Here is a 16,529-nt window from a genome sequence, read left to right as displayed (position 1 = left end):
AGCGAGTTGCGCCGGGTCATGGCCCGCGCCCCGCAGCCTGGCGCGAAGAGAGCTGGACCGGCGAAGCGGCGTCGAAGCGGCGCATGGGAGATATCCCCGAGGGCGACGCGAGCCTCGGCCGGGAGGCCCGATCCGAAAGCCTCTCAGGTCAGGATGAATCTTTGATTAGCGCCGCCCGGGCCGGCGGGCCTGCGGCGGTCGGTCGCGGACAAGAAAGGGGGACGCTCGCGCGTCCCCCTCGAAATGCCTGCGCCTCAGATCAGAAGATGCCGTCTGGGGAGGTCAGGGTGACCCCGATCAATCCGCTGGAGAGGTCGCCGTCGCCGTCCTTCAGCCGCAGGTCGAACGACAGGTGGACGGGGTCGCCAGCGGAGAACTGCTCGATCGTCAGGCCGGAGATGTCGAAGCCTTCGTTGCCCGTGCCCGCGTTCTCAACGAGCATCCGTTCGAAGCCGTTGGCGGTCTTGATGAGCACGGTGTAGTCGTCGCCGAGGTTGTCGATCTCGACGAAGCTGTTGCCGGCGCCGCCAGGTGCGTTGGCGGGACTGAAGTCGACGCTGACGGTCCGATCTCCGAAGTTGAAGGACCCGTCGGCCGCGAAGACATGGCTGACGCCGCCGGCCGAGCGAACGGTGATCTGGGTGATCGCCTCCGGGGTGTCATTGATGATCTCGGCCGCGGAGTCGGCGGGGTCGGCCGAAGCCTCCTCGTAGACGCTCACCCGAACGTCCGTCACGGTGTTCACGTTCGGCTTCAGTTGGCTCACCGAGAAGCCGGCGTTGTTGTAGGTGACGTGGTTGTCGAAATCCAACTGGCCGATCGAGTAGGTGTTGCCGTCAAGCGTCCGCGGCGCGCCTTCCACAAAGTCGATGAACGCCCCCTTTCCGACGGTGATGGACTGGCTGCCTACGCCGATCCCGGTCGAACTGACATTGATCGCCGTGGCGTTCACGCCGGGCCCGGTGGTGATGGGACCGCCGACAGCGGCGCGCGCGATGCCGGTGAACACGAAGTCGCCGTCCCGCTCGGCCGGATCGATGGTGGATCCGGCGTCGGGGCCGTCGACATCGCCCGGATCGTCGCCGGGCGCGTCAAGGCTGAGCCACTCGTAGATCGTCTGCTTCTGGCCCTCGAAGTCCAGGTTGACCGCGCTGACGCCATTGTCGATCTGGCCCAGCATGCTGAAGGTATAGGTATCGGCGCCCGGATCGAGCGACACGGTGAACACGTTCCCGGCCGTGGTCGCCGCGGTCAGCGTTGCGGTCCCAAAGCCCGTCAGGGTGATCGGCAGGCCGTCAGCGGTAAGCCCCTGCACGGCGCCGGCTCCGATCGAGCCCTGCAGCTGCGAGCCGTTGGTTCCGAAGAAGGTCAGCGGGAGAGTCGTGGCCGCGCCGTCCGCGCCGGTGTGGTTGGCCAGGGCGGTGGTCGCCCCTGAACTGGTGAGGTCCTTGACTGCCCCTTCGCCGGGCTGGTTCTGCACGGCGTCCCCGGCGACGATGGCCGCCGGCGTGAAGTTGGACGGCGCGTCGTCCTGGAACCGGATCTGCAGACTGATGTCGTTGTCGGAATCCGTGGCCTTATCGCCGTCGCCGTCGGTTCGCGTGACCGCCATCGAAACCGATCCGGTGGCGAGCGCGAGCGGCTCGTCCGGCAGGGTCGGATCGGGGTGATTCAGCGACAGATACTGGCTGAGGAACACTTCGCCGTTGGCGGGGTTTGTCGCCAGAGCGAAGGCGGTGGCGCCGGTCGCCGCTGTGACTGGGGTGGCGCCGACCCGGCCGAGGATCAGCCCGGAGGCCGCGCCGACGCCGTTGAACAGGTAGACGTTGACGCCCGAGGTGGTGTCCACCCCGGAGTCGGTTCCATCCACCGTGGTCAGCGCGTAGGTCAGCTCGGTCGCCGCGGGTCCGTCGGAGCCCGCGCTTCCGCCGGTGACGGTCACCAGCCCGCTGGTGCTGCGCGCAAAGCCGATGGGCCCTGATCCGGTCACGTCCGGATCATCGCCGGGAGACGGAACCTCGGTGTCGAACAGCTGCTGGATCTGGGTCGCGCCATAGGCGATCGCAGTCCCCGCCACGTCGGTGTCGGCCTGCACGCCGGGCGTTTCGTCGTGAGTCGCCGCGGCCTGGCCATTGGTGGTGGCGGTGATCGTCGGTCCGTCGTCCTGGAACCGCACCAGGGCGCTGACGTCGGCAGCATTCGAGGTCGCCGTATCGTTGTCGCCATCGGTATAGGTCGTGGACACCTGCACGGCCCCGGCGCTAAGGCCGAAGACGTCGTTGGGTTCGAGGATATTTTCGTCGCTCGCGTTGATGTCCGAATGCTTCAGCGAGAGATACTGGGCGAGATAGACTTCACCCGTCGCGCCGTTGACGGCGACGGCGAATGCGACGGCGCCCGCGGGGTCATTGCCCACGCGGCCAACGATCAGCCCGCCCTGCGCGAACATGTAGATGTCCGAGCCGTCGGTGGCCTGGGCCCCTGACAGGCCGCCATTTGTGCTGAGCGCGTAGCTCGTGCTGGCCCCGGCGGGGCCGTCGGAGCCGAAGCCGCCGCCCGACGCGGTCGTCAAGGCGACGCCGGATCGCGCGAAGCCGATAGCGATGCTGTCCTTGGCCGCCACATCGGGATCGCCGGTTTGGGGCAGAAGGGGGCTGAACCGCGAGGCGATGGTCGTCCCGCTGGCCAGGGTTGAGCCGGCGACGTCGGTGTCGGCCTGCAATCCCGCCGTCTCGTCGTGGGTGACGCTGGCGCCCGCCGCGGCGGCCAGGGTCGGGGCGGTCGGCCCGTCATCGAGGAAGTTGATCGTCAGGGTGGCGAGCGAGGGTGGGGTGGTGAAGCTGTCGCCGTCCCCGTCGGTCACCGTCGCCACCACCTGGATATAGGGGCCCGAGAGCTGCTGCAGGACCGTGTCGGGATCGCCGTCGGTCTCATCATTGCTCTCTTGGTGGTCGTTGTTGTCCTCCGCGCCGTCGTCGTGCTTGATCGCGCGCTTCTGGTCGAGCGTCACCTGGCCGGTGCCGCCGTCGATGCCGACGCGGAACACTTCCAGGTCTCCGGCCCCGAAGTCGGCGCCGCCGGCCTTGTTCACATAGCCGACAAGGTCGGTCCCGATCTTGTCGAGCACGATCGCGCCGCCGTCGAGCGTGTCGAACAGGCCCGTGGCGGCGCCCGCCGCGACGTCCACCAGGCTGTAGGCCAGGACCGTCGAGGTCGGCTGACCGTCCGCCCCGCCGTCGTCGTTCGGGGACGCCACATAGGGATCAGTGTCGGTGTCGTCGGTGGTCAGGGTGGTGTCGTCGGTCTGCAGCAGTGGCGTGGCGTTCGCAGAGACGGTGGTGGTCGGTCCGTCGTCCTTGAACTTGAAGATCTGGCTGATGTCGACCGAGCTGTTGGCCGTATCGCCGTCGCCGTCCGTGACCTGCAGGTTCGCGAAGACCTTTCCGGCGACCATGTTGACGGAATCGTCGGGGTCCTGATCGTCGGTGTGCGCCAGCGCCCGAAGTTGGTTCAGGGTGAGTTCGCCGGTGATGGAATTGATGCTGATCCGGAACACCTCGTCGTCACCGACCGAGAATGCGTTATCGATGTCGTTGTCGAGGAAGCCGATCACGTCGGCGCCGTCCAGGCCGAGCTTCACCGGGAGGTTGCTCAGCGTGTCCACAAGGCCGCTGTTGATGCCCGCCGGGTCCACGAGCGAATAGGTCGAGCCGCCGTCGCCATCCACGCCGAAGCTGGTGGTGGGGGACAAGCTGGTCCCGGAGTCGGACGCCGAGGTGTTGAGAGTGCTCTCGTCGACCTGAATGGACGGGGTCCCGCTAAGCGCCAGGGCGACATTGGGTCCATCGTCCTCGAAATTGACCTGCGAGCCGACTTCGTCGGTGTCTGTGAAGGCGTCGAGGATGCGCACGCCGCCCAGGTCGAAGGCGCCCGAGCCGACATTCTTGACGACCATGCGGTCGAACACCTCGCCCGCGGCGCTGCGGACGACGATCTGCATGCCCACCGTGATGTTTGTCACGGTCACCTGGTTCATCTCGGCGCCGGCCGCGGGGCCGTCCGCCCCATCCGTGCTGGTGGCGAAGGTGAAGGCGATATTGGTGTCCGTGCCGCCGAGCAGGGTTCCGTCGAGCGCCCTCCACTCGATCGTCTGGTTGGCCGCGTTGCGGATTTCGACTGAGCCGATGTTGCTGCGCAGGTTGTTGGGATCACCGCCGGCGACCGTCTCAAGGCCGTTGACGTAGGCGTTGCCCTGGGCGGTATCGGCGACCACGTCGAAGATCGAGACCTGGATGGTCTGCGGGCCTGAAGGCGTGGTCTGCACGACCTGCACGCCCAGGCCGGTCACCTCGACATGGTCCTGGTACTGGATGGATTGCGTGAAGTCGGCCGCGGTGTTGCCGATCGGCACGGTGATGCCGATGACCGTGTCGAAGCGCAGGGCTTCGCCGTTGTTGAGCGCCTGGTTGTTGCTGCCGAGGCTGGTGGCGCGGGTGTTCACCGAGTCACCGTAGTTGTCGTTGCTCTTGGCCTGTGGGACGAGGTTAAGGCCGGTGATCAGCAACTGCACGTCGGTGGTCGTGGCGCTGTTGTTGTCCACGGCGGTCCAGGCGTTCTGGTTGGCCGGCGCGTCGTCGAAGTTCTCGAACAGCAGCTCCTGAGCCGCGGTCACATAGAGCTTGTTGGTCAGGTCGACCACGTTGTCCGGGCTAGCGTTGGCGCCGTGATCGAGCGGCGTGAACTGGACGACCCAGATCTTTCCGCCGGTCACCACGTTGCTGGCGTTCTTCAGTTCCTCGAGCGCCAGGGCGAAGGCCACGGCGTCGTTCGAACCGTTGGCGTCGCTGTCGTACTTGCCGAGCACGATGTTGTTGTTGAGGTCGGTGTAGAGGAAGATCGCGTGTCCATCGAGGGTGTTCAGGTCGCTGGCCGCGCCGTTGAGCGGATTGCCGCTCGCATCGGTGAACTTCAGATCGTTGAGGCCCGCCCCGTTGGTGACGGTGATCACCTGGGCGACGGCCTGCCCTTGTCCGCCCTGGCTGCTCGGCGGGGTTGCCGGCGGCGTCAGGTTCAGCCCCGCCGCCGAGAACAGCCGGCTATAGAGCGCCGGCGCTGCGGCGTTGAGCGCGGTCAGGTTCAAGACGTCCTGATCGTTGTTATCCTCGAAGGCCGAGGCGATGTTCGTCGTCTGAAGACCGTTGCTTTCGTCGTGCGTGACCTGACCAGTGACACTGAGCAGGGTTTCATTGTTCGTGGGCATGACGCCTCTCCGTGCGAAGATCTCCCGACCTCGCGAGTTTCAGGACGCGCCTCATCCACGGCGGCTCAGGGGCGCTGGCCGCGGAGTCAGGCGATGTTGGTGGTGAAGGCGCCTGGGCTGGGCTTAGACGTCCGCCCGGGCGCTAGGTCGCAAACGCTTCAGTCGCGTGGCTTGCCGGCAAGCCACGCCGGCGGCGTAAGATTTCAACATTCTTGTTCTCCCGCCCAGATTGCCGGAGTGGCGCCGTGACAGGTTGTCGCCGGAAGAACGCAAGGTCTTTCGGAACCCGCCGACAGCGGTGACAGCAGCGGCAATTGCCCCATCCAATCGGTAGAATGTCGATTGGATGCGATTGGTCTGTCAGCAACTTACGCTTAAAATACTGATGGTCAATATTCGAATCGATCAAGTAGTCAGTAGGGTTTCTAACAAGGTTTTACATTGGTGTTGCGCCGACAGGTTGTGCGAAAACAAGAAGCTTAACCTATCATAATTCGCTTTACTTATAGTTGTCTGGCGACCTCTCGACAATCGGGTCGGCGGGGTTTTGCGGGGCCAAGGGCGCCAATCGAGCCCTTCCATCCATCGCCAGTGACGATGCGGCCGACCGCAAGTCCATTCAGGCCCAGCCCGGGCCGCACGGGAACCGGTCGGAGCGGTACTCAAGGGTCTGGCGGAACCGCTCGGCGCAACTGCCCATAGCCGTCGTCCAGCAGCTTCAGCGACAGCTGGCGGTCGCCGGCCCGCGCCGCCCAGGCGCCGTACAGCGCCAACAACATGGGGCTGCCGCGATAGTCGAGGAGGGCCTTGGCCGCGTCCGCCAGCCCCTGCCACGCCTCCCCGGCGCCTTCCAGCCGGATGCGGTCCTTCCATATCTCGTCCCAGGCCTTGCGGTTGCCCGCTCGGATGGCCTCGAACCCGTCGCTGCGCGCCTTGGCGGCCAGGCGAACAGCCTGCTGATCCGACGCCTGGTGCATCGCCTTGGGAATCACGCTGGCGATCTGGCGCAGGCGGATGCGCCGCCCCGCCCGCATCGACGATGGCCCGCAGCCCCAGAGTACAGCCGCCGTCCAGCTCCACCGAGATCTCCTGGCACCCGCAGCCCCGATCAGGCCGTTGGCCACATAGGCGGGCAGTTCCTGACGGCCAGAGCCCAGGGCCGGCGGCGGACTTATCGGAACGGACATGGCGACCTCGCACGTCGCATGAATACGCGCCTGGATGGGGCGGTCCGGTCGAGCGTGACAGCCGAACGTGTGAGCGATATCGGTTGTCACGCCTGAGGCATTCGAATTGGAGCCTTCTTCAGCGGTTCAGCTGATGTCATCCGACCCTGGAACGCTCTGGCGTCGGCGTATCAGCCCGCCAGCTCCATCCTGATGGCCTCGACCTCTTGGGCGCAGGCAGGATTTGTATCGGCTTCGGCGCGGAGACGGCGGACCAGGGTGAGTACGCGCATCTGGGTGGCGGCGGGACGGCCGCCGCGGACGCCGCGCAGGGCCGCGGCGCGGCGCCGGCGGATGTCGGCCAGGCGGATGACGGCGATACCGGCCACCAGGTCGTGCAGCAGGTCATTGGGCTGGACGGCGCTGTGTGGCTTGGGCGGGGCGCCGTCCCAGCCAAAGTCGAGAATGGCGCGGGCCTCCGAGCGGTTCTTCTTGACGCTTCCGGGAGTAAGCGCCCACCGAAGGGCGATCTCGCGGGCGGCGATGGCGAGGGCCTTTTCGCGCGGGGCGGCGAGGCGGTGCTCCAGGAACAGGGTCAAGGCGGCCATCTGCCGGGCCCAGGAAGCCGAGCGCGCGGTGGCCTGGTTCCGGGGGCGGTCGGCGTCGAGCACCGCGCAGGCCCAACGGGCCATCTCGGTCAGGGTGGCGCGGGCGGCCACGCCCTCCAGGGGTGGGGCGCGTGGTATCCGGGCCAGGGCGGCGTCGGGCACGGGAGGCCTCGTCTCAGGAAGAAGGCCCGCGGCGGCGCAGGAGCGACCGCGCGCGAGACCTGGAAACGATACGGGTGAAGCGCGTCGCCCTATCGACGGGACGAGGCCAGGCGCGAGGCCTTGGCCGGCGTGTGCAGGGAGGTGATCATCGGGTTGTTGGCGGCGACGACCGCGGTGTCGACGGTGGTCTTCAGGCAGGCCCGTTGCGCGTTCCCGGCCGCCAGCGAGGCGGGGTTCGGGATGGCGCCGCAGACATTGGCGGCGGCTTGGTGGATGCGGGCCAGGGCGATCTTGGCGCCGCGCGGGCTGGACAGATCGAGTCCTTCCATCGGCACGCTGAGGGTGACGGTTTCGCGGTCGGCGTTGGGACCGGAGACCGGGCCGGTCAGGGGCGGGGCGGCGTGGGCGACGGTGGCGCAGCCGAGGGCCAGGGTTGCGATGGCGATGATCTTGATGGACATGGCGAGGTTCCTCTCAGTCTCGTTTTTTGATGCGGCGCTGCGGGCGCCGTTGACGAGATGGAGAGAGCGCTCACCCGCGCTCGGCCGACAGGATCGGGAGCCGATCTATCGCCGATCCCGGGCCGATTTGTGTGCCCAAGCCGTAACTGACCGGTGTCGGGCGGTTACGGCAACTGGTCGAGAAGCGCCCTGGCGGCCTGCAAGGTCGGGGTCTCCAAGGGGCCTTCGAAGGCGGCGCAGACCGGTTCGAGCAGGGCGCGGGCCTCGGCGGTCCGGCCGCGGGCGATTAGGGACCGCGCCAGAGGCAGCGCCGCGCGCAACTCCAGAGCTACGATCCCGTGTGGCCGCACAAGGTCGAGGGCGGCTCGCAGGTCGGCCTCGGCGGCCTCGTGTTCACCGAGCGCGAGGCGCAGGTCGCCACGGGCGATCCGGTGGGCGGCGCCGACCGCAAGATTGTCGGCCGGGGTGTCGCAAACCGCGTCGAGGCCGGCGTGGGCCCCGGCGGTGTCGCCGGCCAGGCCGCGGATCTGGGCGAGGACGCGGCGGGCCTCCGGCAGGCGCGGATAGCCGCCGCCGGACCAGGTCTCCAAGGCGCCCTCGGCCATCGGCAGCGCGCGACCGGCGTCGCCTTGCAGGGCGGCGGCGAAGGCCAGGATTATGTTGATCTGGTTGGCTGTGTGGAAATTGTTCTCCCGGGCGATCACCAGGGCCCTTCCGGCGAGCTCGGCGGCGGCCGCGGGCGCCTCCAGGAGGATCTCCAGCCATGCGGCGGTTTGGAGGGCGGTGGCGGCCTCGAAGGGGCTGCCGGTGGCCTCATTGGTGTCGATGAACGCCGCGGCGCGCCGCCGGGCGAGGTCGAAGCCACCCAGCATGTAGGCGGTCTCGACGCCGACGCCGTAGACGGCGCTGTTTTCGCCCAGGAAGGAGCTCGGGCCGGCGCGGGCCAAGACCTCGGTCCAGGCCGGGATGAAGGCCTCGGAGCCGGCCATGTCGCCGACCGCATGGCGGCTGCTGATCTGGGCCATGTAGGCCATGCGCAGGCTGGTGTCGCCGCCCTCCCGACGGGCGAGCTCCAGGAACTGGTCGGCCAGGCCGCGAGCCTTGAAATGCTGGCCCGACATCAGGGCGGCGACGTAGCGGCCGAGCATCTGGAAGACGACCTGCTGCATGTCACCGGTGCGCTCGGCCGCGTCGGCCATGCGCTCGCTGAGCAGGGCGTACTCGGCGTTGGCGTGGCCGTGGACCACGCCGACGACCTCGCTCAGGAGGACCAGGATCTCCAGCTCTCGGGTGGTGCGGGCGGCGGACGGCTCCCACGCCTCGATGGCGGCGAGGCCCTGTTCGAAGCTCTGGATCGCCTCGCGGTAGGCGTGGCGCCCGCAGGCCAGGTTGCCGGCTTCGACCCATGCGTCCACCGCCTTGGCAGGCTCGCCGGCCTCGGCCCAGTGGCGGGCCAGCAGCTCAGGCTGGCCCTTGGCGAGGTCGGGGAACCCCTCGATGAGCGTGAGAGCCACTTGAGCGTGCAACTCCCGGCGACGGTCCCGGGCGAGCGCGCCATAGGCGGCGTCGAGGATGAGCGCGTGCTTGAACTGGTAGCTGGCTCCAGGGGCGACGCCGCGGACATAGATCAGCTCGGCGTCGGCGAGGGCGTCGAGGTCCGTCTGCAGCTCGCCCGGCGGCAGGGGCGAGAGGGCGGCGATCAGGTCGTGGGAGAACTCCCGGCCTATGACGGCGCCGAGCTGGGCCGACAGGGCGGCGCGGCCGGTGCGGGCCAGGCGGGCCTGCAGGGAGTCGTAAAGGGTGGCGGGAATGTCCCGGGGGGCGGCGCGGCCCTGACGGCCGAGCATCAGGCGGGTAAGCTCCTCGGCGAACAGGGGCACCCCGTCCGTGCGGCCGATGAGCGTGTCCACGACCTCCTCGCCTAAGGGGGAATGGACGGCCATCTGCTGCACCAGGGAGCGGGTCTCCTCGCGGCTGAGGCGGTCGAGGGGCGCCTGGACGTGGTGGGCGCGCAAGGCCCAGGCAGGACGAAACTCCGGCCGGGCGGTGCAGACCAGCATGAGGGGGCCAAGCGCGCCCTGCTCGACGAGGGAGAGCAGCACCTCCATGGAGGATGGATCGGTCCACTGGAGGTCCTCGAGGGCGATGACCAGGGGCTCGTTGCGGACCAGGTTGAACACCCACGCGGTGAGGCAGGCCAACAGGCGCCGGCGCTTCTGGTCGGGGGCCAGGGCCAGGGGCGGATAGGTCTCGGGGACCTCCAGGCCGAGCAGCTCGCCCACCAGGGGCATGGCCTCGGCGAGGTCGAGGCCGCTGCGCGCCAGGGCCAGTTCCAGCTCCTCCACCCGCTGGGCCGGGGTCTCGTCGCCACGCCAGCGGATCACGTTGTCCAGCATCCGGGCGACGGTATGGAACGGCGTACTGGCGTTCAGCCGCTCGCCGCCGCTCTCGACCCAGAGATGCGGATCGCCGGCGATCCGCCGGCGGAACTCCTGGACCAGGCGGGTCTTGCCGATGCCGGGCTCGCCGGTGAGCAGGACCAGTTGGCCCTCGCCGCGCTGCACCTTGCGCCAGCGGCCGGCCAGGAGGTGCAGCTCGTCCTCACGGCCCACATAGGGGCTCAGATCGCGGTGGGCGAAGCGGGGGAGCTGTCGGGCGGCCGGCGTCGCGCCGGTGACCCGCAGCGCGCCGGTCAGGCCCTCGCGTCCGGGGGGCTCGATCAGGAACTGGCCCGCAACCAGGGCGCGGACAGCGTCGGTGACCATCAGGGCGCCGCGGGCGGCGGCGATCTGGATCTGCAGCGCCACGTCGGGCGCCTCGCCCACGAACTCCAGCTCATCTCCGTTGCGGACGACGAGGACGAGACCGGCATGGACGCCGATGCGGACCGCGGGACGGAGGTCTTCCGGCTCGGACGCATAGGTCGCCTGCGCCCGTTCGGCGATGGCGAGGCCGGCGCGGACCGCGCACTCGGCGGCGTCCTCCTGGGCGTCGGGATAGCCGAAATAGACGGTGAGGTTGTCGCCCTGGCCGCGGGTGGCGTAGCCACCGAAGGGGGCGACGTCCTCGGCGACGGCGAGGCGATGCTGCTGGACGACAGCGCGCCATTCCTCCGGGTCCACCGCGTCCGGGGCGGCCGGGCGGGCGAGGCCACAGGAGAGGGCGGTGAGGTGGCGGCGCTCGGCGCGGGGCTCGGCGGTGGGCGCCTCTCCGGCGGATCGCGGTATGGCGGTCGTCTCGGTCAGGCGGTAGCCGACCCTGGGGATGGTCTGGACCTCGAAGCCCCCATGGGCCTCGGCAAGGCGGCGGATGGCCTGGATGCAGCGGTTGATAGCGTCTTCGCCCACCGCGCGACCGCCCCAGCAGGCATCGGTGAGGTCGTCGCGGGAGACCACCTGGCCGCGGCGGCGGGCGAGCGCCACCAGCACCTGCATGATCCGCGGCTGGAGGAGTTCGGAGCCGGTGGGGGAGATCAGTTCGCGGCTGGCCGGGGCGACATCGAGGCCTGCCAAGGCGAAGGCAGGTTCGCGCGACAGGTCGATCAGGACCGGCCGCCCCTCCCGCACTTCGCGTTCGTCGAACATGGTAAGCCATCCCCGCCAGGGGTGTCTTATCGGCGGCGCCAAGGGTCGGGCAAGGAAAAGTCCAGTAAGGCCTTGGGTTATTTCAGGCGAGGCCCAGGCGTCGGGGCGGACCTGGGGCTGGGACCGGGGGCGCGGCCCCGGATCGGCCTTCGGGCGGACGCGGTCGGGGTAGGTCTGCTCTGAGGCTGGCGCCCAACTTCCGCCAATGGCGCAAGGACGACCTCTGGCAGCGGGCCGCTTTGGCCAGATCCGGGCCGGCGCTCAGGTCCGCTTACGCTGAGGCGGCCGCCGCGATCCGATCTCGCAGCTCTTCCGCCGTGAGGATGGTGATGCTCCCGCCTTCCGCGGCAAAAGCCTCCGCCTGCAGGAAACTGGCGGTGGTCCGGACACCAGGTGAGAAAGGCCGCGTCCCGGCGACCACAAGCATCGTGGTGGTCCGGCCGACGCTCGCCATGATCCGCCCACCGGCGATGGCGATCTCGGTGGGCAGCTCGATGTTGTGGGGGGAGGCGATGATCGCCACCCGCTCGCCGGCGAGCGGCCCCTTGGCCGCTGGCGTGGGGCGGCGGCGACGGGGGGCTTCGCCGCGCCAGGGCGCGGCCAGATAGCCGGCGATGTCGAGGCCGGTCTTCTCCATGGCGCGGATGACCACCCAGCCGGCGACACGGGCGTCGCTGAGGGCGTCATGGTGCTTGTGCTCGAGCTCAAGATGGCCGGCCAGCGCATTGAGTCTATGGGTCGGCAGGTCGGGCCAGGCGTGCCGCGCGACCTTCACGCTGTCGAGCCAGCGGCTGCGGATCATCGGCAGGCCGGCGATCCGGCAGGCCGCAGAGAGCGCGCCATGGTCGAAGTTCGAGTGGGCGACCGTGACGCGGCCCCCGAGGTGTTCCAGCAGCGTGCCATAGAGGAGGGGGAAGTTGGGCTGGCCGGCCACGCGTTCCGGACCGATACCGTGCAGGCGGATGTTGAAAGGGCTGAAAGCGTCCTGCGGGTCCACCAGGGTCTCGTAGGCGAATACCTCTCGGCCGCCGGAGAAGCCGACGATGCCGATCTGGCAGATGCTGGAGGCGCGGTGGCAGGCGGTCTCCACGTCAATGACGACGAAATCGGGAGCGGGGATCGGCGCCGAGTAAGGCAGCGGCGAGGTTCGCGGCTCGACGCGCGGGTCGAGTTCGGATGCCGGCTTCAGCCCGCACTGCCTCGCCAGGTCCTGCAGAATCGTCACGGCCATCGTCTCCTGCAGATAGTGTGGCGAGGCGAGATGTGGAGGCAAAGAGGATCGTCCACTTGGCTGAAGTTCAATAGCAGCGCGACTTGCTTCGCGCCTGGACGCAAAAGGCTGTCGTAACCGACGGTCAAGCTAGCATCTGAGCCGACTAGCAGACGTCGGAACGCGGAGTCGGGTGGGTAGAAGACCTTGGCCCGGGGTGGAGCGGTGTCCGGACGAGGCCCACCCGCTCCGCCAGGCGGCGGCCGCCGACGCGCATGTAGAGACGTCATGCGGTCGGGCGGGCGATACCGATCCCGTCGCCGCCGCACTGCCTAAGGCCTTCCGCTTGACGGCCGGCGCGGAAGGTGGAGCTTGGCGCCATGGGGTGGGCGGGGATCAGGTTCTGGGTGTTCGTGGTCTTGGTGCTGGGCGCGCCCGCGCTGCTGATGGCCGCCGGAGACCCGCACGCGACCGACCTTGGAAAGCTGGCCCTGATACTTGGACCGGCGGCATTCGGCCTTGCGCTCAACATGGGCGTAGACGACCGGGGCCGGGGTGCCGCGAACTGGGGCCGCGTCGGAGTCGCGGCCGCGGTGACGGTGCTGGTGGCGACCGGGGCAGTGGCCGTCGCCCTGGTTTTCGGCGCCGCCCAGTTCCAGGCGGCTGCAACGACCCCCGGGGCGGTGGCGCTGGCTGCGGTGATCTCGGCGCTGACCAGCCTGCTGGAAGAACTGGGCTGGGCGGCCGCTGGCGTCGCCCTGGCGACCCGCGCGCATGGCCGCCGGTGGGGCGTCTTGCTGCTGGGTCTCGTCTGGGCCGCGTGGCACCTCATCCCGGTGTGGTTCCGGGTCGGCCTGTTCCCGGACCTGGAAGCCGGGCCGCCGGCGATGATCGCAGCCTTCGTCGTCTCTTGCCTGATCTACCGCGAACTCCTCACCACCCTGCAGGAACGGGCCGGGACCTGGCTGGCCGCCGCCGCTGGCCATGCGGCGCCGAACATTCTGCTGGCCGGGCTGATGGCGGCGGGCCTGGGCGGTTTTGGGCTCGGTGCGGGATGGATGCTGTTTCCGGCCCCGGGCGGGCTGGTGTTTCCGGTGCTGGCCCTCGCGGCCCTTGTGGCGTTCCGGGTGCGGAACCGGCTGTCCGGCAGGACCCCGGATCCACCCGACCAGGCCGGCAGGTACAATTAGCAACGCCAGGGGCGGCCCCCGCCAAGCGGCCTCTCGGAACCTCCGGTGAGGGTCCAAATCCGGCATCGGTCACCGCGCGGAAAGCCGACCTTCATCGCTGATCTGCGAAAGCCACTTCCCGCACTAGTCCCATTGGCGCTTCATGGCGCAGGGCGTTCCTGACTTCGCCCGAATCCGACGCCGGCGCAAATCCGGCTTGCGCTTCGCCGCTGGCGGTCCACTGTTCTGCGAACAGTGATCGACGGAGGATGATGTGCCGGAGCTTTTGACCGCGCCGCGCCGCGCCGTTCGCTCGCGGGTCTTCGACAGCGAGCGGTGGGCGGGCTACCAGCCCAGGCCGGACGATATCGTCATCGCGACCTACTCGAAGTGCGGCACGACCTGGACCCAGCGCATCGTCGCGATGCTGGTCATGAAAAGCGCTGAGCCGACGTCGATCTGGGACCTGTCGCCCTGGCCCGACATGCGAATTTTCGGGCCGATCGAGGAGGTGCTGTCCCGGGCCGAGGCGCAGACGCACCGACGCTTTTTCAAGAGCCATCTGCCGTTCGACGCCCTGCCGATCCACCCGGGCGTGAAGTTCATTCACGTGGCGCGGGACGGGCGTGACGCGGCGCTCTCGCTCCACAACCACCTCGCCAACTTCACGCCAGAGGCGCTGGCGATGCTTGATGACGTCTCCGTGGCCGACGAGAGATTTGGCGATCCCTATCCGCGCGCTCCGCGCGACGCCGCGCAGTTCTTTCATGAGTGGGTGCGGGACGGCGGTGACCAGGGCGACGCCGGATGCGGCTTCTACCACGTCGAGAACAGCTTCTGGTCGGCCCGACGTGAGCCAAATCTGCTGCTCGTGCACTACGCCGACTTGAAGGCAGACCTGGAAGGCGAGATGCGCCGCATCGCGGCCTTCCTCGACATCGACATCGAAGAGGCGCTCTGGCCTCTGCTGGTGAACGGCGCCAGGTTCGAGACGATGAAGCAGCACGGCCAGGCGCTGCTGCCGGCCGCCAGCATGCTCTGGGATGGCGGCTCCGACCGGTTCCTGAACAAGGGTTCGAACGGTCGCTGGCGTGACGCCTTCGCACCCGCCGATCTGGCCGCATACGACGCGCGGGTGAAGGCCGAGTTCAGCCCGTCGCTGGCGAATTGGCTCGAGGCTGGCCGCCTGGGCGCCGGTGATCCAAGGATGGCGACGGAGTAGCGAGGCGGCGCAGAGATGCCCTTGACCCTCGGTTGTAGGGCGACCGTGAAGGGTCGGGCCTAGTAACTCGAATCCGGTGCATCCAACGTCGGGCTATGGAAGCGGCGCCACCGTCTCCTTCTGGCGGACTGGCGAAGTCCGATGATCAATTCGGATGTGCCGGAGGGGATTGAACCTTCGGCTTGGGGCGCTTTGCTGAACAGGTGAGGTCCGCTAGCGGGCTGAAGCGTTGAGGAGCAAGAGCCGTGGTACGCCCTTCTAGAGCCTGCGGGGGATGATCACCTGCAAGCTCTTGTAGCCCTTGACGAAGGTCGACGGGACCCGTTGCGGCTCTTCGAGCACCTGGATGTCGGGGAAGCGTTTGAGAATCTCTTCCCAGATGATCTTCAGCTGCAGCTCGGCCAGGCGGTTGCCCACGCAGCGGTGAATACCGAAGCCGAAAGACAGGTGCTGACGGGGGCGAGGACGGTCGATGATGAAGTCGTTGGGCCGGTCGATGACCGTGTCGTCCCGGTTTCCTGAGACGTACCACATGACGACGCTGTCGCCCTTCCTGATGGTCTTGCCGCCCAACTCATAGTCCTGCGTCGCCGTGCGCTTCATGTGGGCGAGCGGCGTCTGCCAGCGGATGGTTTCCGACACCATCGACGGGACCAGATCCGGATTGGCGCGCAGCTTATCGTACTGGTCGGGGAACTTGTTGAGGGCGTAGATCGAACCGGAGATCGTGTTGCGGGTGGTGTCGTTGCCGCCGATCGTCAGCAGGATGATGTTCCCGAGGTATTCGAACTGGTTCATGTCCTTGGTGGCTTCGCCGTGAGCCAGCATGGAGACCATGTCGCCGTCGATCGGGTTGAGCTTGCGCTCGGCCCATAGGTTCAGGAAATAGCCGGCATAGGCGCTCATCTCGGCGCGCTTCTCTTCCCAGGTCTCGACGACCCCGTCGCCGGGGCGCGACATCACCGTGTCGGACCAGCGGGTCAGTTTGCGGCGATCTTCCTGCGGCATGCCGAACAGTGTGGCCAAGGTCATGGCCGTGAGTTCCATCGAGACCTTGTCGACCCAGTCGAAGGGCTCGCCGATCGGCAGGCTGTCGAGGATCGCCCCGGCGCGTTCGCGGATCAGCGGCTCCATGATCGTCAGGTTGTGCGGCGCGACCGCCGGGCTGACGGTCTTGCGTTGCTCGTCATGCCTGGGCGGGTCCATTGCGATGAACATGGTGGGCCCGCCGGTGGGACCGCCGAAGGGGCCGCCGGTCATCTGGGCGCCGCTGGCCACCAGCTTGGCGATCATCTCTTCGCTGGGACCCAGGCTGATACCGCCTTCGGAGGAGAACACCTCGTGATTGGTGTCGACCGCCATGATGTCGTCGTAGCGGGTGACATCCCAGTGCGGCTCGAAGTCGGTGGCGGGCGTCCAGTGGACAGGGTCCTCCGCCCGAAGTCGCTCGAAGTACGGCCACATGGCGTCCGCCGCGAAGAGCGAGGACTTGGCCACGTTGAGAGTCTCGATCGGCTGAGAATAGACCTCGTCACGGACAGTCTTGACCGCGGGCGCGTCCGAAATGGCGCTCTCGCTCATAGCGGTAATCCTTCCCTAAGGCGGGGTCTTGGACGACCCGCTGGCACATTTCTCGCGCTCGGAACAATGTTCGGCAAGGCAAAAATGACGGGCGCGTCACTTTGAT

9 protein-coding genes are annotated in these 16,529 nt (G+C 68.2%); 2 read left to right on the top strand and 7 right to left on the bottom strand.

Features of this window, described 5'->3' with window-relative positions; genetic code table 11:
- Window positions 1-259 precede the first annotated feature (259 nt).
- The 6 genes from M9M90_RS12405 to M9M90_RS12380 all read right to left on the bottom strand — a co-directional run bounded on the left by M9M90_RS12405 (window position 260) and on the right by M9M90_RS12380 (window position 12,472).
- Window positions 260-5,260, bottom strand: a complete 5,001-nt coding sequence (locus tag M9M90_RS12405) for a DUF5801 repeats-in-toxin domain-containing protein (protein ID WP_254833545.1) — start codon at window positions 5,258-5,260, stop codon at window positions 260-262.
- Window positions 5,261-5,922: 662 nt separating this feature from the next.
- Complete coding sequence (locus tag M9M90_RS12400) at window positions 5,923-6,447, bottom strand: hypothetical protein (protein WP_254833544.1); 525 nt, start codon at window positions 6,445-6,447, stop codon at window positions 5,923-5,925.
- Between the two features lie 170 nt (window positions 6,448-6,617).
- Window positions 6,618-7,196, bottom strand: a complete 579-nt coding sequence (locus M9M90_RS12395; protein WP_254833543.1) for a hypothetical protein — start codon at window positions 7,194-7,196, stop codon at window positions 6,618-6,620.
- 89 nt (window positions 7,197-7,285) lie between these two features.
- Complete coding sequence (locus M9M90_RS12390; protein ID WP_254833542.1) at window positions 7,286-7,657, bottom strand: UrcA family protein; 372 nt, start codon at window positions 7,655-7,657, stop codon at window positions 7,286-7,288.
- Window positions 7,658-7,821: 164 nt separating this feature from the next.
- Complete coding sequence (locus M9M90_RS12385) at window positions 7,822-11,241, bottom strand: AAA family ATPase (RefSeq protein ID WP_254833541.1); 3,420 nt, start codon at window positions 11,239-11,241, stop codon at window positions 7,822-7,824.
- A 271-nt stretch (window positions 11,242-11,512) separates the two neighbouring features.
- Window positions 11,513-12,472, bottom strand: coding sequence for an exonuclease domain-containing protein (locus M9M90_RS12380; protein ID WP_254833540.1), 960 nt, complete (start codon window positions 12,470-12,472; stop codon window positions 11,513-11,515).
- 359 nt (window positions 12,473-12,831) lie between these two features.
- Between M9M90_RS12380 and M9M90_RS12375 the strand changes: the two genes are divergently transcribed.
- Window positions 12,832-13,641, top strand: coding sequence for a type II CAAX prenyl endopeptidase Rce1 family protein (locus tag M9M90_RS12375; RefSeq protein ID WP_254833539.1), 810 nt, complete (start codon window positions 12,832-12,834; stop codon window positions 13,639-13,641).
- A gap of 253 nt (window positions 13,642-13,894) precedes the next feature.
- On the top strand, window positions 13,895-14,842 hold the full coding sequence (locus tag M9M90_RS12370) for a sulfotransferase domain-containing protein (RefSeq protein ID WP_254833538.1): 948 nt from the start codon (window positions 13,895-13,897) through the stop codon (window positions 14,840-14,842).
- A gap of 258 nt (window positions 14,843-15,100) precedes the next feature.
- Here M9M90_RS12370 and M9M90_RS12365 read toward each other — a convergent pair whose 3' ends face one another.
- Window positions 15,101-16,423, bottom strand: a complete 1,323-nt coding sequence (locus tag M9M90_RS12365) for a cytochrome P450 (protein WP_254833537.1) — start codon at window positions 16,421-16,423, stop codon at window positions 15,101-15,103.
- Window positions 16,424-16,529: the final 106 nt, after the last annotated feature.

This window comes from Phenylobacterium sp. LH3H17 (assembly GCF_024298925.1).
Lineage (GTDB): Bacteria > Pseudomonadota > Alphaproteobacteria > Caulobacterales > Caulobacteraceae > Phenylobacterium.
This window is presented reverse-complemented; position numbering and strand designations above follow the sequence as displayed.